Source organism: Altererythrobacter aquiaggeris (genome assembly GCF_037154015.1).
Classification (GTDB): domain Bacteria; phylum Pseudomonadota; class Alphaproteobacteria; order Sphingomonadales; family Sphingomonadaceae; genus Aestuarierythrobacter; species Aestuarierythrobacter aquiaggeris.
Map to the genome: position 1 here is coordinate 2,282,005 of NZ_JBANRL010000001.1, position 23,438 is coordinate 2,305,442.

25 protein-coding genes are annotated in these 23,438 nt (G+C 58.2%); 15 read left to right on the plus strand and 10 right to left on the minus strand.

Annotated elements, in window-relative coordinates:
- Positions 1-41: 41 nt before the first annotated feature.
- From WFP06_RS11240 to WFP06_RS11260, 5 genes are all read right to left on the minus strand, one after another.
- Positions 42-539: a winged helix-turn-helix domain-containing protein gene (locus tag WFP06_RS11240; protein WP_336987255.1), complete on the minus strand. Its 498-nt coding sequence runs from the start codon at positions 537-539 to the stop codon at positions 42-44.
- Entirely contained in the window at positions 506-988 is a 483-nt protein-coding gene (locus WFP06_RS11245; protein ID WP_336987256.1) for a hypothetical protein, read from the minus strand. Before WFP06_RS11245 ends, WFP06_RS11240 begins: the two co-directional genes overlap by 34 nt.
- Positions 989-1,008: 20 nt before the next feature.
- Entirely contained in the window at positions 1,009-1,362 is a 354-nt protein-coding gene (locus WFP06_RS11250) for a hypothetical protein (protein WP_336987257.1), read from the minus strand.
- Positions 1,363-1,394: 32 nt separating this feature from the next.
- Positions 1,395-1,997, minus strand: a complete 603-nt coding sequence (locus WFP06_RS11255; protein WP_336987258.1) for a hypothetical protein — start codon at positions 1,995-1,997, stop codon at positions 1,395-1,397.
- A 90-nt stretch (positions 1,998-2,087) separates the two neighbouring features.
- Positions 2,088-3,275 carry an LL-diaminopimelate aminotransferase gene (locus WFP06_RS11260; protein ID WP_336987259.1) on the minus strand — a complete coding sequence of 396 codons (1,188 nt, stop codon included), beginning with the start codon at positions 3,273-3,275 and terminating at the stop codon, positions 2,088-2,090.
- Positions 3,276-3,418: 143 nt separating this feature from the next.
- On the opposite strand from WFP06_RS11260, the gene WFP06_RS11265 reads away from it, so the two are divergent.
- From WFP06_RS11265 to WFP06_RS11295, 7 genes are all read left to right on the plus strand, one after another.
- A complete protein-coding gene (locus WFP06_RS11265; RefSeq protein WP_419716249.1) occupies positions 3,419-5,272 on the plus strand; it encodes a PHA/PHB synthase family protein in 1,854 nt (617 codons plus the stop codon).
- A gap of 123 nt (positions 5,273-5,395) precedes the next feature.
- Entirely contained in the window at positions 5,396-6,202 is an 807-nt protein-coding gene (locus tag WFP06_RS11270; RefSeq protein WP_336987260.1) for a phasin family protein, read from the plus strand.
- Between the two features lie 175 nt (positions 6,203-6,377).
- Positions 6,378-6,761, plus strand: a complete 384-nt coding sequence (gene clpS, locus WFP06_RS11275; protein WP_336987261.1) for an ATP-dependent Clp protease adapter ClpS — start codon at positions 6,378-6,380, stop codon at positions 6,759-6,761.
- Positions 6,762-6,868: 107 nt separating this feature from the next.
- Entirely contained in the window at positions 6,869-8,116 is a 1,248-nt protein-coding gene (locus tag WFP06_RS11280) for an LptF/LptG family permease (protein ID WP_336987262.1), read from the plus strand.
- On the plus strand, positions 8,106-9,203 hold the full coding sequence (gene lptG / locus WFP06_RS11285; protein WP_336987263.1) for an LPS export ABC transporter permease LptG: 1,098 nt from the start codon (positions 8,106-8,108) through the stop codon (positions 9,201-9,203). The genes WFP06_RS11280 and lptG overlap by 11 nt, the downstream gene beginning before the upstream one ends.
- Entirely contained in the window at positions 9,200-9,721 is a 522-nt protein-coding gene (locus tag WFP06_RS11290; protein WP_336987264.1) for a GNAT family N-acetyltransferase, read from the plus strand. The genes lptG and WFP06_RS11290 overlap by 4 nt, the downstream gene beginning before the upstream one ends.
- 48 nt (positions 9,722-9,769) lie before the next feature.
- Positions 9,770-10,066, plus strand: a complete 297-nt coding sequence (locus WFP06_RS11295; RefSeq protein ID WP_336987265.1) for a hypothetical protein — start codon at positions 9,770-9,772, stop codon at positions 10,064-10,066.
- 78 nt (positions 10,067-10,144) lie between these two features.
- Here the strand turns inward: WFP06_RS11295 and WFP06_RS11300 are convergent, their stop codons facing one another.
- On the minus strand, positions 10,145-11,266 hold the full coding sequence (locus tag WFP06_RS11300) for a fatty acid desaturase family protein (protein ID WP_336987266.1): 1,122 nt from the start codon (positions 11,264-11,266) through the stop codon (positions 10,145-10,147).
- 184 nt (positions 11,267-11,450) lie between these two features.
- Here WFP06_RS11300 and WFP06_RS11305 point away from each other — a divergent pair, with 184 nt between their 5' ends.
- The 3 genes from WFP06_RS11305 (at position 11,451) to WFP06_RS11315 (ending at position 14,274) form a co-directional block, all read left to right on the plus strand.
- A complete protein-coding gene (locus tag WFP06_RS11305) occupies positions 11,451-12,593 on the plus strand; it encodes an N-acetyltransferase (RefSeq protein WP_336987686.1) in 1,143 nt (380 codons plus the stop codon).
- Positions 12,594-12,723: 130 nt separating this feature from the next.
- Complete coding sequence (locus WFP06_RS11310) at positions 12,724-13,167, plus strand: response regulator (RefSeq protein ID WP_336987267.1); 444 nt, start codon at positions 12,724-12,726, stop codon at positions 13,165-13,167.
- A 315-nt stretch (positions 13,168-13,482) separates the two neighbouring features.
- Positions 13,483-14,274: a response regulator gene (locus WFP06_RS11315; protein WP_336987268.1), complete on the plus strand. Its 792-nt coding sequence runs from the start codon at positions 13,483-13,485 to the stop codon at positions 14,272-14,274.
- Positions 14,275-14,363: 89 nt separating this feature from the next.
- Here the strand turns inward: WFP06_RS11315 and WFP06_RS11320 are convergent, their stop codons facing one another.
- Positions 14,364-16,001, minus strand: a complete 1,638-nt coding sequence (locus WFP06_RS11320; RefSeq protein ID WP_336987269.1) for a CHASE domain-containing protein — start codon at positions 15,999-16,001, stop codon at positions 14,364-14,366.
- A 250-nt stretch (positions 16,002-16,251) separates the two neighbouring features.
- Here WFP06_RS11320 and WFP06_RS11325 point away from each other — a divergent pair, with 250 nt between their 5' ends.
- The 3 genes from WFP06_RS11325 to WFP06_RS11335 all read left to right on the plus strand — a co-directional run bounded on the left by WFP06_RS11325 (position 16,252) and on the right by WFP06_RS11335 (position 18,248).
- Positions 16,252-16,383, plus strand: coding sequence for a NepR family anti-sigma factor (locus WFP06_RS11325; RefSeq protein WP_336987270.1), 132 nt, complete (start codon positions 16,252-16,254; stop codon positions 16,381-16,383).
- Positions 16,380-17,003 (plus strand): sigma-70 family RNA polymerase sigma factor, encoded by a 624-nt coding sequence (locus WFP06_RS11330; protein ID WP_336987271.1) that lies wholly within the window; start codon positions 16,380-16,382, stop codon positions 17,001-17,003. Before WFP06_RS11325 ends, WFP06_RS11330 begins: the two co-directional genes overlap by 4 nt.
- 72 nt (positions 17,004-17,075) lie before the next feature.
- Entirely contained in the window at positions 17,076-18,248 is a 1,173-nt protein-coding gene (locus WFP06_RS11335) for an AI-2E family transporter (protein WP_336987272.1), read from the plus strand.
- 66 nt (positions 18,249-18,314) lie between these two features.
- On the opposite strand, the gene WFP06_RS11340 is transcribed toward WFP06_RS11335, so the two are convergent.
- On the minus strand, positions 18,315-18,926 hold the full coding sequence (locus tag WFP06_RS11340; protein WP_336987273.1) for a superoxide dismutase: 612 nt from the start codon (positions 18,924-18,926) through the stop codon (positions 18,315-18,317).
- 54 nt (positions 18,927-18,980) lie between these two features.
- Positions 18,981-20,273, minus strand: a complete 1,293-nt coding sequence (locus WFP06_RS11345) for a dicarboxylate/amino acid:cation symporter (protein WP_336987274.1) — start codon at positions 20,271-20,273, stop codon at positions 18,981-18,983.
- A gap of 82 nt (positions 20,274-20,355) precedes the next feature.
- On the opposite strand from WFP06_RS11345, the gene glmM reads away from it, so the two are divergent.
- Together glmM and thiD are read left to right on the plus strand one after the other, a co-directional pair.
- Complete coding sequence (glmM, locus tag WFP06_RS11350) at positions 20,356-21,693, plus strand: phosphoglucosamine mutase (RefSeq protein ID WP_336987275.1); 1,338 nt, start codon at positions 20,356-20,358, stop codon at positions 21,691-21,693.
- Entirely contained in the window at positions 21,693-22,505 is an 813-nt protein-coding gene (gene thiD / locus WFP06_RS11355; RefSeq protein ID WP_336987276.1) for a bifunctional hydroxymethylpyrimidine kinase/phosphomethylpyrimidine kinase, read from the plus strand. Before glmM ends, thiD begins: the two co-directional genes overlap by 1 nt.
- On the opposite strand, the gene WFP06_RS11360 is transcribed toward thiD, so the two are convergent.
- On the minus strand, positions 22,506-23,381 hold the full coding sequence (locus WFP06_RS11360; protein WP_336987277.1) for an LOG family protein: 876 nt from the start codon (positions 23,379-23,381) through the stop codon (positions 22,506-22,508).
- Positions 23,382-23,438: the final 57 nt, after the last annotated feature.

Here is a 23,438-nt window from a genome sequence, read left to right on the forward strand (position 1 = left end):
CCATCGCCTGTGTTATGTGACCCCGCAATCCGGCCCTGTCATCAGGTCCTGTTTTGGCCCTCTGAAGCTGCACCAACCCGGCCGCGCACCAGATAATCAGTCATACCGCTTCCGCCCCTGTGCGATATTTGCGGCGGCCTGACCGTTGCCCGGTCAGCTATGCGATACCCGCCTTGCGGGTCTGTGGCTACCAACCAATCAGCCTGAAAATATGCCAGTTTGGTTCTCAGTCTCGAAATATGCACCTCAACGCTGTTGGTCCGGGGATCATGTCTCAATCGCCAGACCTGCGCGATCAACTCGCCTCTGGTTACCGGCCTGTCGGGCGTTTCGGCGAGCCTCCAGATGACCTGAAACTCTCGCGGGTTGAGCCCCACCCATGCCCGCTCGAGAATGGCGTCACGATGAAACAGATCGAGAATGAGCGGTCCGACGCATAATCTGCGCGGGATCAGTTCTGTTTTCAGCGCATAAGGCGACTCCACGAGTGGGTCTGTCCGGCTGCTCAACTTGCCAATTGCGCTGGCGAGTTCCGCCACGCCCGGTAATTTCCGAAAATGTTGCGCCGGCGCACATGATGCCAGATCCCCAGCCCCAGCAGCAGAAGCTGGAAATAGGAGGGACCGATATACATAATTGCATAGGCCAGCGGCGAGACCCCTTCCGCGAATTCGCGAACGATGTGCGCGTTCAATGCGATCACCTGCAGCGCAGCGATCCACAAAGTGTACATCCGGTTCGCCTTCAGCCCTATTGCGACAAATGCGGCGCATGCAAATGCGTCAATCGCCGCATGGCCGATATCAAGTCTGTCGAGATAGGCCGCCGCGCCGAACACCAGATGATTTATCCGGTCCACAAACTCCATTGTCAGGAGGGTTAACGCCACCCCCCGCTCGGGGCCGCCTCCTTGCCAAAGCGCCCAGGCAGCCAGGACAAGGAGAGCGGCGAATTGCGCGTTGTCGCGCACGGCCAGAACGGTTTCCAAAATAGTCCCTCCCGGCCCGGTCAGACGGCTTCGGACATTGCCGGTTCGGCGCAGGTGTCGCTACCGATGATGCCGCTGGGCTTGATTTCGGTCGGGATATCTTCATCCAGCCCGGCGCTTTCCCGCGCGACTTTGCTTAATTCGTCATGCACCCGCAGCAGGTTGGTCGACATCGACATGGCCTGCTGTTCTGCCTGGACCAACCGCAGAATGGCGCGCTGACCCACATCAACCGCAACGCCGGGGTTCTGGCGAGCCTGAAGCATCGCCAGTTTGAGTTTTGAAAATGCGGCCATCGCTTCATCCGACACTGCTTCTGCCTCGCGGACCAATTTGCGGATATTGAGGGCGTCTAGTCTGATCTGGTCGTTCATCGGGGCTACTCCGTACGGGTGGCCCGCCGCGCTCAGCCAGCAGGTCGCTTGGTTATCGCCGGGACACTGGCTTTGTCGTCCAATACCTCGCCCACTCCGAGCGCTGCAGTCAGAACCAGAACAATCGCAGCGACTATGCCGACTGCCAGACCGATTATGATCGCAAGGCGGTACAGGACGGCATTTTCGCCATCGAGCGCCTCGGGCACAACCCGTGGTTCTTTCCCCATCTGCCCGGCTGCCGCCTTTGGGGGGGCGGCAGCCGGGGCAGACGGGTACTTGTGGGTTGCGACCCGGTCCACCGTTTGCGGCTCCGCCCCGCTGCCGGGCACCTGATTATTTGTGTATTGAGAAAAACTGTAGGGGTCATCGTCCGGCAAATCTTGCGCGGCAGCGCGGGTCCGGTGCAGTTCCACCAGTTCGTTAAGACTGCCGGCACCGAAAATGTCTTTCAATGCACGAATGTGTTGATTGATGCGGGTTTCGGAAACCCCCATTTCGCCCGCGATAACCTTGATCGGCATCCGCCGGTCGATGCGAATCATCACTTCGCGCTGCTTTTCAGTCAACACGGCGGCTGCATCGCCATCATTCACGCCATGACCGACGCTTTTGCTGTCCCCTGCCCGTTCCACTTGACCGATGGTAGTTTATCCAAACTGTGTGCGCAAACGGAGTCTGGTTAACAATGTTCCTACAGTGCAGTAACTTGAGCGGTGCCGATGTTACCCGGCCAGCGCCTCGCTCAGGAACCGTTTTACGTTTCGCGCGGCCTGCCGCAGGCGCTGCTCATTCTCGACCAAGGCGATGCGGACAAAGCCTTCGCCGTTTTCGCCGTAACCAACTCCCGGCGCCACCGCGACTTCGGCTTTTTCAAGCAATTGTTTGGAAAATTCGAGGCTGCCCATCGCCTCCAGCCCCTTTGGCAGCGGCGCCCAGGCAAACATCGACGCTTCGGGCGGCGGTATGTCCCACCCGGCCCGGCCAAAACTTTCGACCAGAACATCGCGGCGCTTGTGGTACAGCGCACGGTTGCGTTCGACGATATCCTGCGGGCCATTCAAGGCGGCACAGGCAGCGGCCTGAATCGGCGTGAACGCACCGTAATCGAGGTAGGATTTCACCCGCGTCATCGCAGAAATCAGATCCTTGTTGCCCACCGCGAAACCCATCCGCCAGCCCGCCATCGAGAAAGTCTTGGATAACGAGGTAAATTCCACCGTCACATCTTTCGCACCCTTCACCTGCAACAACGACGGCGTGGGTTTGCCGTTATAGTAAAGTTCGGAATAGGCGAGATCGGATAGCAGCCAGACCTTGTTTGCCCTGGCCCACGCGACCACGCGTTCGTAAAAAGCCAGGTCCACAACCTCGGCGGTCGGGTTTGACGGGTAATTGAGCACCAGAATGCTGGGCCGCGGCACCGTGAATGCCATCGCCTTGTCCAGCGCTTCGAAATACCGTTCGTCGGGCGTGGTCGGTACGGCCCGGATGGTGGCGCCGGCGATGATGAACCCGAATGTGTGGATCGGATAGCTGGGATTGGGCGCTAGCACCACATCACCCGGCGCGGTGATGGCGGTGGCGAGGCTGGCCAGCCCTTCCTTTGAGCCCATCGTCACGACCACTTCGCTCTCGGGATCGAGTCCGACCCCGAACCGTCGTTCATAATAATTCGCCTGCGCGCGCCGCAGCCCCGGAATTCCTTTGGACTGCGAATAACCATGCGCATTGGGCTTGCGCGCCACTTCGCACAATTTGTCGATAACATGATCAGGCGGCGGTAAATCCGGATTGCCCATGCCCAGATCGATTACATCGCGGCCCGCCTGCCGCGCGGCCTGGCGCAATCCGTTCACTTCGGCAATGACATAGGGCGGCAAACGCTTGATGCGGTAAAAATCGGTGTCCATGATCCTCGCGCCGGATGTGTCCGTCTGGTCTGCGCAGGATTGTTGCGCGGAGAGGTGTCTTTGACGCACAAAATGGATGGGTGCAATCATTCTTGCAAAGCACTATCCAGTTAGCCGGGCGGCATCCGGCACCGCGCGCAACCATGGAAATGGGCAATATGGACGATACGAACGACATTTTCCGGCAACAGGCCGAAGCCATGCAGGCGCTGTTTGGCCAGATGTTGCCTGACGGCATAACAAAGATGCCCGCCCCGGATGCTGACGCGTGGAAGAAATCCGCCGACCAACTGAAAACGCTATGGGCCGGGATACAGACGGAACAGGCGACCGGTTCAACGCCGCTGACGCAGTTCGCCGATCCGGCACGCTGGGCAGATTTTGCCCGCCAATGGTACGCCGCAATGCCGCTGATGAACCCGGCCAAGCAAAAGGAACTGTGGGACGAAGGTGCCGCATTATGGCAAAACATCCTCGGGCAATACGGCATTGGCGGCGCACTGACCCCCGACAAACCCGAGCTTCCCCGCAAAGATCGCCGCTTCGCCGATCCGCATTGGCGCGCGCATCCGGCTGCGGCGCTGATACACCAGACCTATCTCATGCTTGCCGAACGTATCGAAGCCATGGTTGACGAGGTTGAAGGGCTGGACAAGGGCAAGCGCGAGCAATTGCGGTTTGCGACCAGAACAATGATTGAATCGATGAGCCCTGCCAACACGCCGCTCACCAACCCGGTCGTGCTCGACCGGACAATTGCAACCAAAGGCCAAAACCTGGTCAAGGGCATGCAACATCTTCTGGCGGACATGAAAAAAGGCCAACTGACACATACCGATCCGGCCGCATTCACGCTGGGCGAAAATATCGCCACCACTCCGGGCAAAGTTGTGCACGAGACACCGCTTTACCAGCTGATCCAGTACAGCCCGTCCACTCCCCAAGTGATGGAAACTCCGCTGGTAATCTTCCCGCCGTGGATCAATCGCTTCTACATTCTCGACCTGAACGAGAAAAAGAGCTTTATCCGCTGGGCCGTGGGCCAGGGCGTGACCGTTTTCGTGGCCAGCTGGAAATCGGCTGATGCCTCGATGAAGGATATTGCCTGGGATGACTATATTCGCGCGCAAATCGGTGCGATCGACCATATCAGGGCGCGGCTGAAAGTCCCTGCGGTGCATACAATCGGATATTGCGTGGCGGGGACGACGCTGGCTGCCACTCTTGCCATTCTGGCGCAGCGCGGTGAAGCGGATAAAGTCAAAAGCGCAACGTTCTTTACCGCGCAAGTGGACTTCAGCCGTTCCGGCGAACTCAACAATTTCATCAATGACGATCAGATCAGGACGATCGAAAGCCTGTCGACCAACGGCTACCTCGATGGTCGCTACCTTGCGCTGACGTTCAATCTGCTAAGAAGTTCGGACCTGATCTGGAATTACGTCGTCAATAATTACCTGCTGGGCGAGGATTACCCTGCCTTCGATCTGTTGCACTGGAACGGCGATGTCACCAATCTGCCAGCCAGATGGCACGGCGATTATTTGCGCGATCTCTACCGCGACAACAAATTGGTCGAGCCGGGCGCGCTGAGCGCCGACGGCACGCCGATCGATCTGCGCAAAGTGACCACACCGGCATACGTCCAGGCGGGCAAGGAAGATCATATTGCACCCGCGAAAAGCGTGTTCAAGCTGACCGGGCAATTTACCGGACCGACAAAATTCGTCCTTGCCGGGTCGGGCCATATTGCGGGCGTGGTCAATCCTCCCGGCTCCGGAAAATACCAATATTGGACAAATGATGCCGATTGTGCGTCCTTATCCGAATTTGTCGAAGGGGCGAGCGAGACCGCCGGCAGCTGGTGGCCCGACTGGATCGACTGGCTGAAATCCCACAAAGACAAGCAAATCGCCCCGACCGGCAAGAGAAAGCCGGGCGGCAAAGGTGATGCAGTGATCGAGGATGCGCCGGGGCGCTACGTTAAAACACGTTAGATCAAGTACTTGCAACTTTATGTTGCAGTGCACAAAAATACCTTGACTTCGCAGTTGCAGCGTATATATTGCAGTGCAACATAAAGGGCTATCCCGCCCTGTCGAAGCACTGAGGTATTCATTATGGCCAGCACGCCAACAAGCAAGATTGACGCCGTGACCGAACAGGTCCGCGCCGAAAAGTCCGCTGAAGCAGCGATTGCCGCTGCCAGCGCTGCCAAGGTCGACGCGAAAGCCGTCGAAAAAGCAGTCGAGAAAAACGAAACTGCGCCGGTAAAGGTTGCAGCCGTCAAGAAAGCCGTCGCCAAGAAGAAGGCACCGGCCAAGCGCAAGCCTGCCGCCAAGAATGCTGCAGCCAAAAAAGCCACTCCAGCAAAGAAGGCCGCTGCCAAGCGCAAGCCTGCTGCAAACAAATCCACCGCCAAGCCGCGCAAACTGGCCGCGGCTGCGAAAATCAAGGCTTCCAACACCAAGGAAACAATCATGACCAAAGCTAAAACCAAAACTGCCGATTACACGTCGCAAATCACCGAAGCGTTTTCCGACGTCCAGGCACGTGCCAAAACCGTTTATGCCAAGGGCAGCGAAGTCGCCGCCGATATGGGCGAATTTACCAAGGGCAATATCGAAGCAGTCGTCGAATCGGGCAAGGTCCTGACTTCGGGCATGCAGGACATGGGCAAGGCCTATGTCGAAGATATGCGCGCTGTGGTCACCACTCTGACTGCCGACGCGAAGGAAGTTGTCGCGGTCAAGTCGCCAACCGAGTTCGTGCAGCTTCAGTCGAAGTTTGCCCGCCGTAATTTCGACGTTGCCGTAGCGCAAACGTCGAAGACCACCGAAGCTTGGGTCAAGCTCGCCAATGACGTGTTCGCACCGATTTCGAGCCGCGCCAGCATCGCGATGGAAAAGGTTCGCAAGGCTGCATAAGCCAGCGTTACCATAGGGCGTCGGCATCTCCCTCTCCCAAACAGCCGACCCCCGAACATTTGGGCCGGGTAGCGACAAGCTGCCCGGCCCTTTTTGTTTCTGCAGAGATGTTTCTGCAGGGGAATTTTCATCCATCCCTTGCGGATGGTGCAATGCTTGCGATATTCGGAACGTAATGAACTTCGAATCCAGATCTCTGCCCTTGATTGCCCGCAACCCGAACCACGCCGCAAACAGCGGTGCGCCGGATGGCGATGATGGCGGTGCCCAGGTCGGCGTAGCCACGAAAACGCAGATCCGGCCCAAAAAGCCCAACCAGTTCAAGGTTCTGCTGCTGAACGATGATTACACCCCGATGGAATTCGTGGTTATGGTGCTCAAGCGATTTTTCAACATGGATCTGGAAGCCGCCACGCGGGTGATGCTGCACGTCCATCAGAAGGGCGTCGGCGTTTGCGGCATATTCCCCTACGAAATCGCGGAAACCAAGGTCAATCAGGTGATGGATTTCGCCAAGCAGAACCAGCACCCGCTGCAATGCACGCTGGAGAAGGCTTGAACACACCGCGCCATTCCCGCATTCAAGGGGCATGACCTGCGTGTAATGTCGCGCTATAGGCGGTTTTCGACACGCATTCCCCCCTTCACCTTATGCACGGCGGACGCTTGAACTTCATCCCTGCCATCGACCGCTATATTTTCAAGCTGGTGCTGGTGCCGATGGTCGCTGTCTTCGTGATCGCGGCATCGCTGCTAACGCTCGACAAGATGCTGACGTTGTTCGAATTCGTCGGGACCGAGGGCGGGCCGATCGGCATTGTCTTCAAGATGCTGGCCAATCTGATGCCCGAATATGCCAGCCTCGCCATCCCGCTGGGTGTGATGCTGGGGATATTGCTGGCGTTCAGAAAGCTGGCAACCACCAGCGAACTCGATGTGATGAATGCGGTCGGCCTGTCCTATGCGCGGCTGCTGCGCGTGCCATACATCATTACCCTGGTTCTGGCCGCACTGAACCTGCTGATCGTTGGCTATCTGCAGCCATTGTCGCGGTATTATTACGAGGAAATGGAATATGAATTGCGCTCGGGCGCACTGGGCGCTTCGATCAAGGTCGGCGAATTCACCACCTTGGAAGACCGGGTGGCACTACGCGTCACATCGAGCGAGGATGACGGCCGGCAATTGAACGGCATCTTTGCAAGGGTAGCCGATAAAAAGGGCCACGTCCTGTCCATATCCGCAAGCGAGGGACGGTTTCTCGCCAATCGCGAGAACCGCGACACCATTATCTTGCGTCTGATGGACGGAACCATAGTGCAGGATATGGGCGGCCATGACGGCGATGGCCAACCGCCGCGGGTGCTGAGCTTCAGCCGGCATGATTTGCCCATCGATCTGCCAGCGATCGAAAACTTCCGGATGCGCGGGGACGACGACCGCGAATATCTGCTGCCCGAACTGATCAGGATCGGCTGGAACAAGGGAGCCACAGAGGCCGAGCGAAACGCCAGCCAGGCCAGTTTCAATTACCGGATGGTCGAAGTTGTCATGATGCTGCTGCTGCCGCTTCTGGCGGTTGCGCTGGCTATTCCGCCAAAACGATCGACGTCCGCGCTTGGCGTGTTTGTCTCTATCGTGATGGTCGTCGCCTATCACAAGGTGAACCAGTATGGGGAGGACGTGGCCACATTAGGCCGGATTGATCCCGCGATCGCGCTGTGGGGACCATTCCTTATCTTTTCGGCGCTGATAATCTGGATGTACTGGCGCGTCGCGCATGTGCCCGGCGGACAGGCGATTGGCGGGCTTGAAACCATTTACGCCAAGGTCGCGCGCCAGTTCGCAAAGATTTTCGGAAGGCAGAAACGCCGCGCAGAGATTCTGGACGAGGATGCTGCGAATGCAGTTTGATTTCTTCCCCAGCCGCGCGCTGACCATTTATCTTGGCAAGCTGTTCGTGGTGCGGATTCTCGCGGTGCTTCTGATGCTGGTGCTGATCCTGCAAACGCTCGACCTGTTAAGCCAGAGCGGCGACATTCTGGCTTATGAAGGCAACGGCGAAAGCGAGCTGTGGCAGTATATTTCGCTCCGCGCGCCGCAGTTGGTTGCGCGTTTCCTGCCATACTCCGTGCTGCTCGCCACCATCATCACGCTCGCCACGCTGAACCAGAACAGCGAGGTTATTTCCATGAAGGCTGCCGGTATGAGCGCGCATCAGGTGCTCGCTCCGCTGCTGCTGGTTGCCGCGCTGGTTTCCGCTGCCACATTCGCTTTTACGGAAACTGTTGTCGTGCGCGGCAATGCGACACTGAAAGCGTGGAAGGCCAGCGACTATGGCCCAATTCCCGGCGACACCGGTATTCGCAGTAATCTGTATTTGACCGACGGTTCGGATATCATGACAGCGGCGACAGTTACCGGTTCGGGCGCGGATACGCGAATGACGGACGTGACCTGGTATGACCGCGATGATCGCGGGATGATTACCCGGCAGGCACGCGCAGCGACAGCAACCTATGCGTCACCGGGCTGGCAGTTGAAAAATGTGACCGTGTTCACCGTGGAAACTGCGCGGTCGGTCAGCCGGGAAACACTGGTCGTGGCACCGCGGGTGACCCCGGCACAGGTCGCGATCGACAGCGTCGATCCCGATACCATGACCTTCGCGGAGCTAGGCAGCGCGATTGATGCGATGGAGGCGGCCGGCCGCCGAACAGGCGAATTGCGCGCGAAATGGTGGCACAAAATGTCCGGGCCGCTTGCCGCATTTCTGATGCCGCTGCTCGGTGCGGTCGCGGCATTCGGCCTTGCCCGGGCCGGCCAGCTGTTTTTGCGGGCGGTTATCGGCATGGCGCTGGGCTTTGCTTATTTCGTGGTCGATAACGCAGCGCTTGCGATGGGCAGTTTTGGCGGTTACCCCCCGTTTCTAGCCGCATGGTCCCCGTTTCTGCTGTTCGCGTTGATCGGCGAGACTGTGCTGATCCGCACCGAGGAATGAGCGCCGCTGACTGGTCGATCCGGCTCGCACGGGCCCATGATGCACCGTCGCTGCCCGAAATCGAACTCGCCGCAGCCAAGCTGTTCGATACGATACCTGATCTTGCCGAAATTGCCGGCCATCATGCGATCAAGCCGGACTTGCATCGCAAACTGATCGGCAAGGGTCACTGTCTGGTCGCGCAGTCAGAAGGCCGGATCGCCGGATTTCTGGCCAGCGAACCGTTTGGCCGCGAGTTGCACATTGCCGAAATGTCGGTTCACCCGGATTTTCAGCAACTGGGCATCGGCGCGGCATTGCTGCGGGGCTGCAGGATTGACGCGCGCAATAGCGGGTTTTGCGCGCTCACCCTCACAACATTCCGCGATATTCCCTGGAACGGGCCCTTCTATGCGCGGCTGGGGTTCGCTGTGATCGAAGCGGATACGCTGTCCCCCCGCCTGCGCGGTTTGATCGAACAGGAGATAGAGCATGGGCTGCCGGCAGAACGGCGGATCGCCATGCGGTGCCTGTTATAGGAACCTCGCGCCGCAAGGACCGTTAAGCTGCCTTTGAAGGGGAGTTTTATGCAAAACCGTTTTCGTACTGTACTTACCGCTTCGGCGGTGCTCGCACTGGCTGCTTGCAGCGATTCCGACCCTGCCGACACAGCCGCCATCAATGACGTCGATAACGCCGCCGCCGGAATGGAAGCCACGGATGTGGGGCCAACCGATACCACCGTCGTTCCGGCGAATGGCGGGGAAGACAGCGACCGCGTTACAATCGATGCGGACGGCGTTACCGCAGACATCGCCGATGGTGACAAGCGGATCAAGGCGGATGTCAGCAGCGACCCGTCGGTTACCGTCGAAGTTGACTGATAACGCGCTTGGATCGAATGATGAAAAGGGGCCTCTCCAAACGGAGTTGGCCCCTTGTTTATCGGACCAAGTCTGCGGCTAGTGCCGCACCATAGTGCTTTTCGCCAGACGGTTTACCAGCGGCATCAAACCGGCATGGTTGGCCCCGTCATAGGTCGAACCCGCGCCCATATGCGTTGACAGACGCCGATGCGCTTCGCCCAGCGAATGGTATGGCATACTGGGCATCAGATGGTGCAGCGCATGATAACGCAGCCCGACAGGCGCCCAGATCGCAGCAATCCGGCCCGGCGGCGGCACGTTCACACTGTCGAGATATTGTGCGGTCACGGTCATCGCCTCGCCGTCATTTTGCCACAGATGCGCGACAAGTGTGCGGGTCTGGTTGAGAACAGCCGTGAGCGAAAATATGGCCAGCGCGATCAGCAATGGCCGCCAGCCCACAAAAAACGTGCTTGAAAGCAGCGCGATCGACCAGATCGATGCCCCCACTTCCTGCCAAAAAAACCGGCGCTGTAATTCACTGCCCGCAGCGCGGCGGCGGAAATCGGGATTTATCGACAGTGCGGAAAACCGCTGCCACACCAGATTGCGTAACGGCGGAATGATCGCTCCCAGCGGTACCAGAATGGCGAACCGTACCAACAAAGCGGGCGGCGCCAGCAGCGAAATCATGATAAATGCGGGCAGCGACCACGGCTTCATCAAAGCCAGCGGAAGATATTCGGGATCTTCGATGGTGCCGTAGCGTGTTCGCTGATGGTGGATCGTGTGCACGCCTTCATACATAAACGACGGCGTCAGCATCGGAATACCTACCAGCAGGTTCCAGGCGGTGCGAAAACCCGGCAGCGCATTGCGGTGGATATGCGACAGTTCATGGATGAACAGCAGCGCACGGTACAATGCGAGCGCTGCGACGACACCCAGCGCGATCGCCAGTACGGGATTGCCAACAAGAATTGCCCCGGCAAGCGCGCCGTAGCCAAGCAGGGCCGAGGCCAGCATATCGGGCCAGTATATCCGCGGGTTTGCCTCTGCAATATCCCTGGTCAGATCGCGCGCGGCGCGCATCATGACCATGTCGTCCGCAATGGCCGGTTTTGTCGCCGGTTTTGTCGCAACTTTGTGCAAACGCACATCTTCCGGTGCAGCCGCGGCGCTTTGGTCATCAAGGTCAATGAATTTGTGAGCTGTCATGAAAGTGTTCCGAATTGCCCTTCAGGCACTAAGTGCAGCGAAAATGTCTGCATGGCAAATCCGCAGCGTCTGGCTTGAGCGGCTTGTGCGGCTTGACAACAATCGGATAGCGCAAGCAGTGCTAATCCAGGATGAACGAAACCGGCCATTAGATGGGGCGAAAAATGTGACTGATGCACAGATAATGATTTCACCGGTCTCCGGCAAGGCGGACCTGAAGTCGTTTATCGATCTTCCCTACCGGCTGCATCAGGGCGATCCGGCCTGGGTGCCGCCGCTGCGTTCCGAAGTCGCGGAATTGCTCAACCCGCTCAAAAATCCGTTTTTCCAGCACGCCGATGTGCAACTGTTTCTGGCGCGCCGCGGGGACGAGACTGTCGGCCGGATATCAGCGCATATCGATCACCTCGCGCTGGCCCAGCCGGCGGAGCAGGGAATGGGGCCCGGGACCGGTAACTGGGGATTGTTCGATGCGGTGGACGATGCGGTCGCGGCAGCGTTGATCAGGCGGGCGGAGAGCTGGCTCGCGCAACACGGGATGCGCCGGGTGCTTGCGCCGATCTCGATGTCGGTATGGGAAGAACCGGGTCTGCAAATTTCCGGTCACGATCATCCGCCCACCGTCATGATGGGGCAGGACCCTCGGCATTACCGGGCATGGATCGAGGCTGCCGGCTACACCAAAGCCAAAAGCCTGCTCACTTACGATCTGGATATACTCAAAGAATTTCCACCGCTGATTGGCCGGATCATCCAGTCGGGCGAACGCAATGAACGGATCACGGTCCGCAAGGTCGAGATCAGGCATTTTGAGCGTGAAGCGAAAATAATTCTCGATATTCTCAACGATGCCTGGTCGGATAATTGGGGCTTTGTCCCCTTCAGCGATGCCGAGATTGATTATGCTGGCAAGAAGCTGAAACCGCTTGTGAGGGAGGATCTGATCCGGATTGCCGAATATGAGGGAAAACCGGTGGCTTTCATGATCACGCTTCCGGATGTAAACGAACCCATCAAGGCGATCGGCGGGAAGCTGTTTCCGTTTGGCTGGGCGAAAATGCTGTGGTGGCTACGCAAACCCAAAGTGCAGTCCGTAAGAGTACCGCTGATGGGTGTCGTGAAACGTTTGCAATCGACGCGCATGGCCAGCCAGCTGGCGTTTATGATGATCGAGTATATCCGCCGCGCCGCTGTGGAGGAATATGGCGCCACGCGCGGTGAAATCGGCTGGATTCTCGACGATAATCAGGGAATGGTCGCAATCGCCGATGCATTGAAGACGCAGGTTAACCGCGAATATCTTCTGTATGAAAAGTCCCTGACATAGCGCCTGCGCCGTTTGTTGCGGTTTGGCCACTGGCGCGGGCAGAACGGATTGCAGCGGGAACTATTCTCGTCGCCCGACCATTGCATTTTCAGCGGGCCAATGGGGCGACCGCGACGGAGTTTCGGCAGCGATGCGCGCAAAATCCAATGCACGTTCGGCCAGAAAAAAAGCGAAACCTTCGCTCGGGCGGATATTGGTGCTGGAAGACGACGCCATTCTCGCGATGGCGCTGGAGGATGCGCTGCTCGAAGGCGGAGCGCGCGAAGTCGTGATTTTTTCCCGCGCAGATCAGGCGTTGGCGGATCTGAAGGAAACCCGGCCCGATGTGCTGATCCTGGACGTCCATATCGCCGATAGCGATGATGGCTGGGCAATGGCCGAACTCGCCACGATGCTTGGTCCCAAACCTCCCCGGATTGTATTTTCCACCGGCGCGCCCGAAGCAATCCCGGCGGCAATTGCCAGCCTTGGTCTGGTGTTTGAAAAACCTTATGACACCACACGTCTTATCGATGCGCTGCAAAACAACACCCGCAAAGGTATCTTCAGCCGTTTACGGACCGCGATCTCCTGATATTTGCACGCGGGCACGCTATCCGCTCGATTCTGTGACATGATAAAGAAAAAGGGTCTTCTCTCGATTGATGCGAGAGAAGACCCTTTGAAAATTATCACCGGCCGGTTTGGACGGGAGGGGGGTCTCGGCGGTGATATTAGGTAAATGCAGCCAACCGGAAGCGGTTCCGGTAAAATTCGCAAAAAAGCAAAAAAGTGGATTTTAGCTTATCTTTTTGGCCGGTTCGCGCCTATCCGATATTCGCGAATTCGGGCGGAACCAAGCGTGCAATAGGCCGTTCTATCCGCTAAATCATCCGGGAAGGGAATTTGAATGTCCATTGGTGACAAAGTTGCATCCGATCTGCCTTATCTGCGCCGTTATGCGCGTGCGCTGACCGGATCTCAATCAACCGGAGACGCGTTTGTGCGCGCCACGCTCGAAGCTGCTTTGGCTGATGATGAATTGAAGGCCTCGCTGGATGAAGGCCGGGTCGCACTTTACAAGGCATTCAACAAGGTTTGGGGTAGTGCATATCTGGAGGTTGACAAAGACCCCGATGTCGCACCGCACGAACTCGCCGCGACAGAGCGGCTGAGCGCGATCACACCGCTCAATCGCCAGGCACTGCTGCTGACGACGCTGGAAGACTTCAGCACGTCCGATACCGCGGCAATCATGGACATGAGCGAAGACGAGGTGACGCGCCTTGTCCAGGAGGCTGTGGCCGAAATTGACCGCGAATCGACAACCAGTGTGCTGATCATTGAAGATGAGCCACTGATATCCATGCAACTGGAAGATCTGGTTCGCTCGCTTGGCCATGATATTTGCGGTACGGCGGCCACCCGCACGCAGGCGCAGGATATCGTCGCGGAGAAAACTCCGGGACTGGTGCTGGCCGACATTCAACTGGCCGACGGCAGCTCGGGTCTGGACGCGGTGGATGATATTCTCGCAATCGGCAGCGTGCCGGTGATTTTCATCACCGCCTATCCCGAGCGGCTGCTGACAGGCGACCGTCCCGAACCGACCTATCTTGTGACCAAGCCGTTTCAGGAAAAGACGGTGCGTGCAGCTGTCAGCCAGGCGCTGTTTTTCGGTTCCAGCAAACCGATGAAGTAACATGTGTATTAAAAAGACAAACAAAAAGGGCTGGAGGGAACGTGTTCCCCCAGCCCTTTTTCCTGTCTGCTTTTGATGCCGGCTAGTGGCTAGTCCGGTTTTATCCGGCGCTCCGCCCGGATGGCGAACTCCCTCGGGATCCGAACAGGGAGTATGAGCGAGCAGATAACACCTTCGGTATTGAACCTGAGATCGACCGGGTTTTTCAGCTCATGCGCGACGATCTTCTCGATCAATTCTGTGCCGAAACCGCGCTTGCGATCTGCCGAAACAGTCGGACCGCCACTTTCCGACCACTTGATGCGAGCCAGGTCTTCGCTGATGAGTTTCCATGTGACCGAAACCTGACCGCCCGGCTGGCTCAGAGCGCCAAATTTTGCCGCATTTGTCGCCAGTTCGTGAAGCGCCAGCCCCAGAGACAGCGCATCGCTGGGTGCAAGTTCGACCTCGGGCCCGTCGAGCCGGATTGTCAGTTCGGAATTGTGAAAATAGGGTGCCAGTTCGGCCCGCACAACGGACGCGACAGGAGTCGTCCCCCACTCGGACTGCGTCAACAGATCATGGGTGGCCGACAAGGAACGTATGCGTCCGTCCAGTCCATCGGCAAAATCATCAAGATTTTTTGCCCTGCGCCGCGTCAACGAGACAATCGACAGTACATTTGCCAGAGTGTTTTTCACCCTGTGGTTGAGTTCACGCGTAAGCGAATTACGGATTGATGCCTGTTCCTCGAACCATGCCAGTGCCGCCGCATCTTCGAGCGCCTGCCGTGTCACCATCCGCGCGATGCCCAATAACAGCGCAGCAACAAGCATTCCGAAAAACAGTGTCGCCATTGACAGGGGCGAAAGCATATTCGTTTCCGCCGATCTGACTTCAAGCAGAAATTGCCGGTTGGCGATGATCACTTCTTCGACGATGCTCGACCCCGACAACGATGTCTGGACCGCCGACGCCAGCAAGTCCTCTTCTTCCAACTCGCCATCGTAAAGGAGCAGGCCATATTTGCCTAACTGTTCGCCCTCCAGCGCGGAATCGAGGAAGATCTGGGCATTGAATGGGCTGTAGATGAAGCCTTTTACCACCCGCCCGGAATCGGTATTCCGAAACACCGGCATATAGACGATGAACCCGGGTTTGCCGGTCCCGTTTTCCTGCTTCAGCGTTAACCGGCCGCTGGCTGTGGGCCGCGAACTGCGCGCCGCGGCATCCATCGCATCGCGCCGGACAGGTTCCGAGTACATATCGAAGCCAACCGCACGGCGGTTACGTTCGGAGTCGGGCAGCAAGAATGTCACAGGTGTGCTGAAGGTGGTTTGGGTAATTACGGGATCAAATTCTTCCGCCAGATCGCCTGTGCGGCTATTGGCTGCGCCTGCCGGACGCAGCCGAGGTGCCCAGCCGATCCCGTCAGCCCCGCGATAACCTGAATCGATCCGCAATTGTTCGACAAACCGCCTGAACACGCTTTCGGATACGGTATCCAGCGACGAAAACATCGCCGATCCGGCACGCAAGTTGGCCGAATTGGCGCTTGCGCGGCGTTCCAGCGCGGCGGCAATGGTTTGTGCCTTGGATTCCAGTTCGGCCCGTTCGCGTTGCATAACGCCGCGTTCGATGCCGAATACGCTCGCAATAGTAATTGCCGCGACCAGCAAAAAAATCGTCAGCGGTACGATCCGCGGAAATTTCGCGAACCACCTCCGTGACCATTTTCTTGAAACCACTTCCTGGCGCAATGTACCCTCTTAACAACGTGTTGTGCAGCTTTGCCGCGTCGCCGGATTTTCCCTGAAAGTTCAATCGAAAATCCGGCTCTCAGGCAGGGAACCTTATGCGCCAGCTTTCGTTCCAATCGCATACCAAACAAATCAACGAACAGCTCGGGTCGGGATCGCAAAGCAGTTTTGGCAATATGAAAGGGCGGACATCCGCAGAACTATGGAACATACAGATGCCAGGGATTCCGGTTCCAAAATGGATAAGTTGGAGGCGGCAAAGCCGGACTGGGCAAACGGGCTTCGCCAATTGTACGATCAGGTGGTAGAGGAGCCTCTACCCGACAGCTTTCAGGACCTTCTGTCCAGGCTGGATGATGAGAGCGCATGAGCAAGCCCGAGAAAAAAGAACTGCCCGAGCGCACCACCGCTGAAAAAGCCGCGTTCAAACACGAATTGACCAGTGTTGTCCCGCATCTGCGTGCATTTGCGCGCGGTCTGTGCGGCCGGCCCGATATGGCCGATGATCTGGTGCAGGAAGCCATGCTGAAAGCGTGGGCGGCACAGGACCGGTTCGAGCCGGGTACGAGCATGCGCGCATGGACCTTCGTCATACTTCGGAACGCCTATCTGACCGATATGCGCCGCAACCGGTTCCGCGGCGAATATGACGAAGGTGTGGCGGAACGAATTCTGACCGCGCCCGCCGGACAGGAGGAGCCGCTGCATCTGTCAGACATGCACCGTGCGCTGCTTACTCTGCCGCCCGAGCGCAGGGAAGCATTGCTGTTGGTCGGCGCCGGCGGATTTTCGTATGAAGAAGCAGCCGATATTTGCGGTTGCGCGGTCGGCACTATCAAAAGCAGGGTCGGACGCGCGCGTGCTGCATTGTCCGGGATGCTGGAAGATGGCGATATTCCACGGCGTTCCATGAATGACGCAACAGCCCACCGGGCTATCCTTGAAGAGCTGGACACTGTTGCCGAAGGCAACGGGGTTACCGGCAACTAGACTGCCCTGATGGCTGCGGTGCATCGGCAGTGAAACCTTGCAGGCGCACTCCTGTTGGCTCAGACAGATCTGATGACCGAGCCTGTTAACGATGCACCTGCGCCGCCGGCGCAGCCGAATATGCGAAATGCATTCGCTGAACAGGAAATTCGCCTTATTTCCGCGCTCGTCGTGCTGCTGGGTGCGGGCCTGTTTCTGGCGCTTCCTTTCGTGCTGTCCATAGGGGCGGTGGTCTTCCTGCCGTTATTTGCGGCGCTGATCCTGACCATTATTCTGTCCCCGATGGCAGATCGCCTATCCGGCTGGGGCATACCCAACATTCTGGCTTCGCTGTGTTCGCTTATCGCGTTCTTTGCGATTGTTCTGCTGGCACTGGCGCTGGTCTTGCAGCCTGCGGTTACCCTGCTCGAGAAAGTGCCCGGGATGGCTAAACGGGTGGGTGACCGCTTTTCGCAGATCAGAGACGAGTTTGCATGGCTGGGTAAACTGAACGACCAGTTCGCCGAAGGATTGGGGCAAAGCAAAGGCGGTCAGGAGGTCGTTCTCGCGGCTCCGACAGCGATCGAGCAACTGGCGCTCGCTACACCAAGCGTTGCGATCGGCACGTTGCTTACCTTCCTGATGACATTCTTCATGATCGAGGCACGGGTTCGCTTGCGCCGCCGCATGCTGCTCGATCGCAGCGATTTTGGCGCCAGCGTCAAGGCTGCACGCGTCCTGCGCGAGATTCAGGACCGTGTCGCAGCCTATATTTTCACTGTCGGGTTGATAAATGCCAGCGTTGGCATTGTCGTGGCCACGGGCGCATGGCTGCTGGGTGTTGATGCACCGGTCATGTGGGGCGGGCTGGCCATGATTCTTAATTTCCTGCCCTATATCGGACCGTTGGCGATGGTCGCTCTGCTCGGCCTGTTTGGTATCGGTACGTCGGAAACTGTCTTGCTCGGCCTGATACCTGCAGCGGCTTACCTTGGGCTGCACACGGTGGAATCCAATGTCGTCACCCCGTCCATACTGGGTGCAAGATTTACGATGAACCCCGTGCTGATCCTGCTGGCGCTAAGTTATTTTTCATGGATTTGGGGCGTTGCCGGCGCGTTGCTGTCCGTGCCCATATTGCTCACTCTGACAGCGTTCTTCGACCATGTCGGACGGCCAAACGTGGTCGGGTTTGTATTTGGCGAACCCTTGTTCGCAACACCGCTGATGGATCTGGCCGCGCCTGGCGACCCTGCGGAGCGATAAATATTCGCACAAAAAAGCCCGCCCGAACATCGCCGGGCAGGCCTTTTGTCAATCCTCTGAGCCAGCCTAGCAGGGATATGACCAGACGGAACCGCGGGCCAGGTTTTCAGCCGCAAATTTCCAGTTCAAATGTCCGTCGATCACAGATTTGAGATATGCCGGACGCGCATTCTGATGGTCGAGGTAATAGGCATGTTCCCACACGTCGATGGTCAGCAGCGGATTGAAATCGCTATCCGCCAGCGTATCGCCGTCATGCGTTTCCTCCAGGCTCAGCTTGCCGTTTTTTTCAGCCAGCCAAACCCAACCCGACGCGAAATGGCCCGCACCCTTATCGGCCAATTTGCCTTTCAGCTCGTCAAACGAACCGAATGCATCGTCAATTTTCGACGCCAGGTCGCCTTCGGGTGTACAACCATCCGCGCATAGCGAATGCCAGTAGAAACCGTGGTTCCAGCTTTGTGCGGAATTGTTGAACAATCCCTGATCGCTACCGCGCGCCGCTGCGATCACTTCTTCGAGTGATTTATCCGCGTGGTCGGTCCCTTCGATCGCGTCGTTTGTTTTGGTGATATAGGCCTGATGATGCTTGCCGTGGTGATACGACAGCGTTTCGGCGGAGACTGCTGGCGCAAGAGCGTCAGAATCGTATGGAAGATCGATCAGTTTGAAGGACATGGAAACTCCGTTTATGTTCGAGTGACTGGTTGTAAGCTTAACGCACAAGATGGATTAGGGTTGCAACTGGGTCGGACTTTCGGCCGCGCTTACCACGCCTCCTGCCCGATCGACGGCGCTGGTGACCGCGACATTCATCGTCACATTGGCAATTGTGCGCATAATATCGGGCAACATTTCGACCGCTACCAGCAAGGCGAGCGGTTCGACCGGCACCCCCATCGCCAAGGCGATCGGCCCGATCGAGACGACAAAACTGATCGATCCGGGCAAGCTTACCGACCCGATGCTTATCACAAGCGCCACCGCGATACCGGCTGCGAGGGTGACCGGGGTCAATTCCGTGCCTGTCAGATAGGCGACATATATTGCCACAGCCAGGTTCATTGCCGGACTGGTGGCGCGAAAAATCGCCACCGCCAGCGGCAGCACGAAATCAGCAGTCGTTTCGCGCAGTTCCAGCCTTCGCGCACTGTCGAGCATGGCCGGCAGACTGGCGAGCGAACTTTGCGTTGACAGCGCAACCGCCTGCGCGGGGATCATTGCGCGCGCAAATTTCAGCGGGCTTTGGCCGCCCGCCAAGCCAGCCAGCAAATAGGCAGCGACCAACACAATCGCGCCCATCGCCGAAACAGCAAGAATATAGTGCCCGAGCGCCGCAATCGCGCCGCCCCCGCTCTTCGCCGCAACTCCCAACGCCAGCGCAAACACGCCTACAGGCGCAACCCACAGCACCCAGCCGATAATCACCAGCATGGCATTGCCCAGCGCGTGAAAGAAGCCCAGCAATGTCTCGCGCTGCACTGCCGGAATCCGCGACATTGCCACAGAAAACAACACCAGAAAGATGACCAGCGGCAGCATCGCCGTTTCCGCCGCCGCGGCAAAAATATTCGGCGCAATCAGCGACGCGATAAAATCGCCAATCGGCGGCACCACCTGCTCGCCGATTTCCTGCGTGCCCAGCACACCTTGCGCGGAGCCGGGGATCGGAAAGGCCTGCAACAGCAGCGGCATGGCGATAACCGAAGCCGTCCCGCTGAAGATCAACACGGCAAATATCCATCCCAGGGTCCGCCGCGCAGCCTGACCCGCTCTGGCAGTATCCAGCATTTGCGAAATACCCATCACCAGCAATGCGGCGACCAACGGGATGATGGTCATTTGCAGCGCGCGCAGCCACAGCGTGCCGACAGGCCCGGCTACGGCCAGAACCGGTTCAATCGCCGGACTTTCCGCCAGCAGCATTCCCGCCGCCAGACCGGCAAGCAAACCCGCCAGTGTCCAGCCAGCCGGGAGTCTGAGCGACACCAGCTTCCGGTCATCCTGCGCAAGTCTATCCATCATGGCCCCCTGTTACCGCGCGTGACATTAGCGCCGACACGCGGCATGGCAATCCGCGAAACGCAACCCGCATGAAGGCTTGGAAATGACGCGCAAATATTTCGGAACAGACGGTATCCGTGGCCGGACAAATGAAGGCGTCATGACGCCCGATATCGTCATGCGTGTGGGCCAGGCTGCCGGACGCCATTTTCTGCGCGGAGAACACCGGCACCGCGTGGTGATCGGTAAAGACACGCGTCTGTCTGGTTACATGATGGAAAGCGCGCTGGTCGCCGGATTTACCAGCGTTGGCATGGATGTGGTTATGACCGGCCCCCTGCCCACCCCCGCCGTGGCGCTGCTCACCCGCGAAATGCGCGCCGATATCGGGGTGATGATTTCGGCCAGCCACAATCCCTATGAAGACAATGGCATCAAACTGTTCGGGCCCGACGGTTTCAAACTTTCGGACGAGGACGAGGTGGCTATCGAAGCCGCGCTGGACCGGCAGTCGCGGCTCGCCCCGGCAACCGAAATCGGCCGCGCGAGGCGGATCGACGACGCGCGCGGACGCTACATCCACGCAATCAAGCAATCGGTTGCGGAAGATGTCCGGTTCGATAATCTGAAAGTCGTGGTCGATTGTGCCAATGGTGCGGCGTATCAGGTCGCGCCCTCGGCGATTTGGGAACTTGGTGCGGACGTGATTGCAATCGGCACCGAACCCAACGGCATCAATATCAATAAGGATGTCGGTTCGACCTCGCTCGAAGCGCTAAAGGCGCGCGTCCTGTCCGAAAAGGCCGATGTGGGTATTGCGCTGGACGGCGACGCTGACAGGCTGATTGTCGTCGATGAAAAAGGCCAGACTGTGGACGGCGACCAACTGATGGCGCTGATCGCTACACGGCGGGCCTTGCGCGGCGATCTGAAAGGCGGCGGGATTGTCGCCACGGTAATGTCGAACCTGGGGCTCGAACGTTACCTGACAGAACAGGGTCTGGTGCTTGAACGTACCAAAGTGGGCGACAGGCACGTGCTGGAACGGATGCGCGAAGGCGGCTTCAACGTGGGCGGCGAACAGTCGGGACATATGATCCTGCTTGATTACGGCACAACGGGCGATGGCACGGTTGCCGCGCTGCAAGTCCTATCGGCGCTCGTCAGGATCGGCAAACCCGCGAGCGAAGTTTTGCATTTGTTCGATCCGGTGCCGCAACTGCTCAAGAATGTGCGTTATTCGGGCGGCGCTCCGCTCGAGAATGAAACCGTGAAAGACTGTATTGCCAGTGCCGAAGCCGAGCTTGCGGGCAAGGGCCGGCTGGTCATCCGCGCATCGGGCACAGAACCGGTCATCCGGGTGATGGCAGAAGGCGATGACAAGGCTCAGGTCCACCAGATCGTCGACCGGATATGCACCGCTGTCGAGGCTGCTGTGTGATGGCAGCGACGAATGCGCCCCCACGGATACCACCGCGCATTCTGTCGATCGCCGGATCGGATAGCTCGGGCGGGGCGGGAATACAGGCTGATATCAAGACAATCACGATGCTGGGCGGTTATGCGATGACCGCGATTACCGCGGTCACTGCGCAGAATTCTACCGGGGTGGATGCGATCGAGGTCCTATCGCGCGATCTGATCGACCGCCAGATCGCCGCATGTGTTGACGATATCGGGGTCGATGCCGTTAAGATCGGGATGCTCGGCTCACCCGAAATTGCCAAAACACTGGCTGACCGCCTGCAATGGCTGGGCGTCCCGATTGTCTTCGATCCGGTCATGGTCGCAACCAGCGGCGCCATTCTGGCCGATGACAAGACGATCAGCGGGTTTCGCCGCCTGCTGGGAATGGCGACACTTGTGACTCCCAACCTGCCCGAACTGGAAGCGCTGACCGCGATGCCCGTCAGCAACAAGGACGAGATTTTTGCAGCGGCCACGGCATTGTCGGATCGCCATGATTGCGCCGTGCTGGCCAAAGGCGGTCACGGGACCGATGGCTCCGTCCGCGATTTGCTGGTCACCCCCCGGTCCCGCGCCGTGTCGTTCGAACATGCCCGGATCGAAACCCGTCATACGCACGGCACCGGCTGCACGCTATCGAGCGCGATTGCGACGTTGCTTGGACACGGTCAGAGCACCGAACACGCCATCCGACTAGCACGGCAATATGTTTTCAAAGCCATCGAAAACGCACCCGGTTTCGGCGCAGGGTCCGGGCCGCTCGGCCATCAGGCGGTCAGGTTCTGACTAGCTTTCAAGCTCGTAGAACTCGGCGATACATTTCCAGGCCTCATCAGCCGTCTCGCACCATGTGAACAGTTCCAGATCTTCGTGATTGATCGTGCCTTCATCGGCCAGCGCTTCGAAATCGATGACTTTGGTCCAGAATTCCTTGCCGAACAAAACAATCGGGATGGGCTTCATCTTGCCGGTCTGGATCAACGTCAGCAGCTCAAAGAATTCGTCGAATGTGCCAAATCCGCCAGGAAAAACCGCAACCGCACGCGCCCGTAACAAAAAGTGCATTTTACGCAGGGCAAAATAATGGAAGTTAAGCGAGAGATAAGGTGTGACGTAGGAATTGGGGGCTTGTTCGTGCGGCAGGATGATATTGAGGCCGATGGATTCGGCCCCCGCATCCGATGCCCCGCGATTGGCGGCTTCCATGATTGACGGACCGCCGCCCGAACAAACGACAAATTGCCGTTTTCCGTCCTCGATCAGCGATTTCTCGCTTACGAGGCGGGCCAGAGCGCGCGCTTCCTCATAATATTTGGCCTTCGCGGCCAGGCGTTCGGCCACCGCCTTGTTTTCCGGGCTGGCATTCGCAACGCTGGCCTCGGCTTCTTCCTGCGACGGGATCCGGGCAGATCCGTACATCACCAGCGTGGATCCCACCCCCGCTTCGTCCAGCAACATTTCCGGCTTTAGCAGTTCAAGCTGAAAACGCACCGGGCGCAATTCTTCGCGCAACATGAAATCCACATCCTGAAACGCCAGCTTATAGGCCGGATGCTGTGTCTGCGGGGTTTGTGCGGGGGAGGTTACTGCGGTTTTGGCTTCGACTTTTGCCGGATAGAACCTGCGGCCGGTCAATTCGTGATCCTGGTTTTTTTCTGTCATGTGTTGCGCCCTAAGCGCGGTGGCCTGACCGGGCAAGACAGGATATGACAGGAAAGC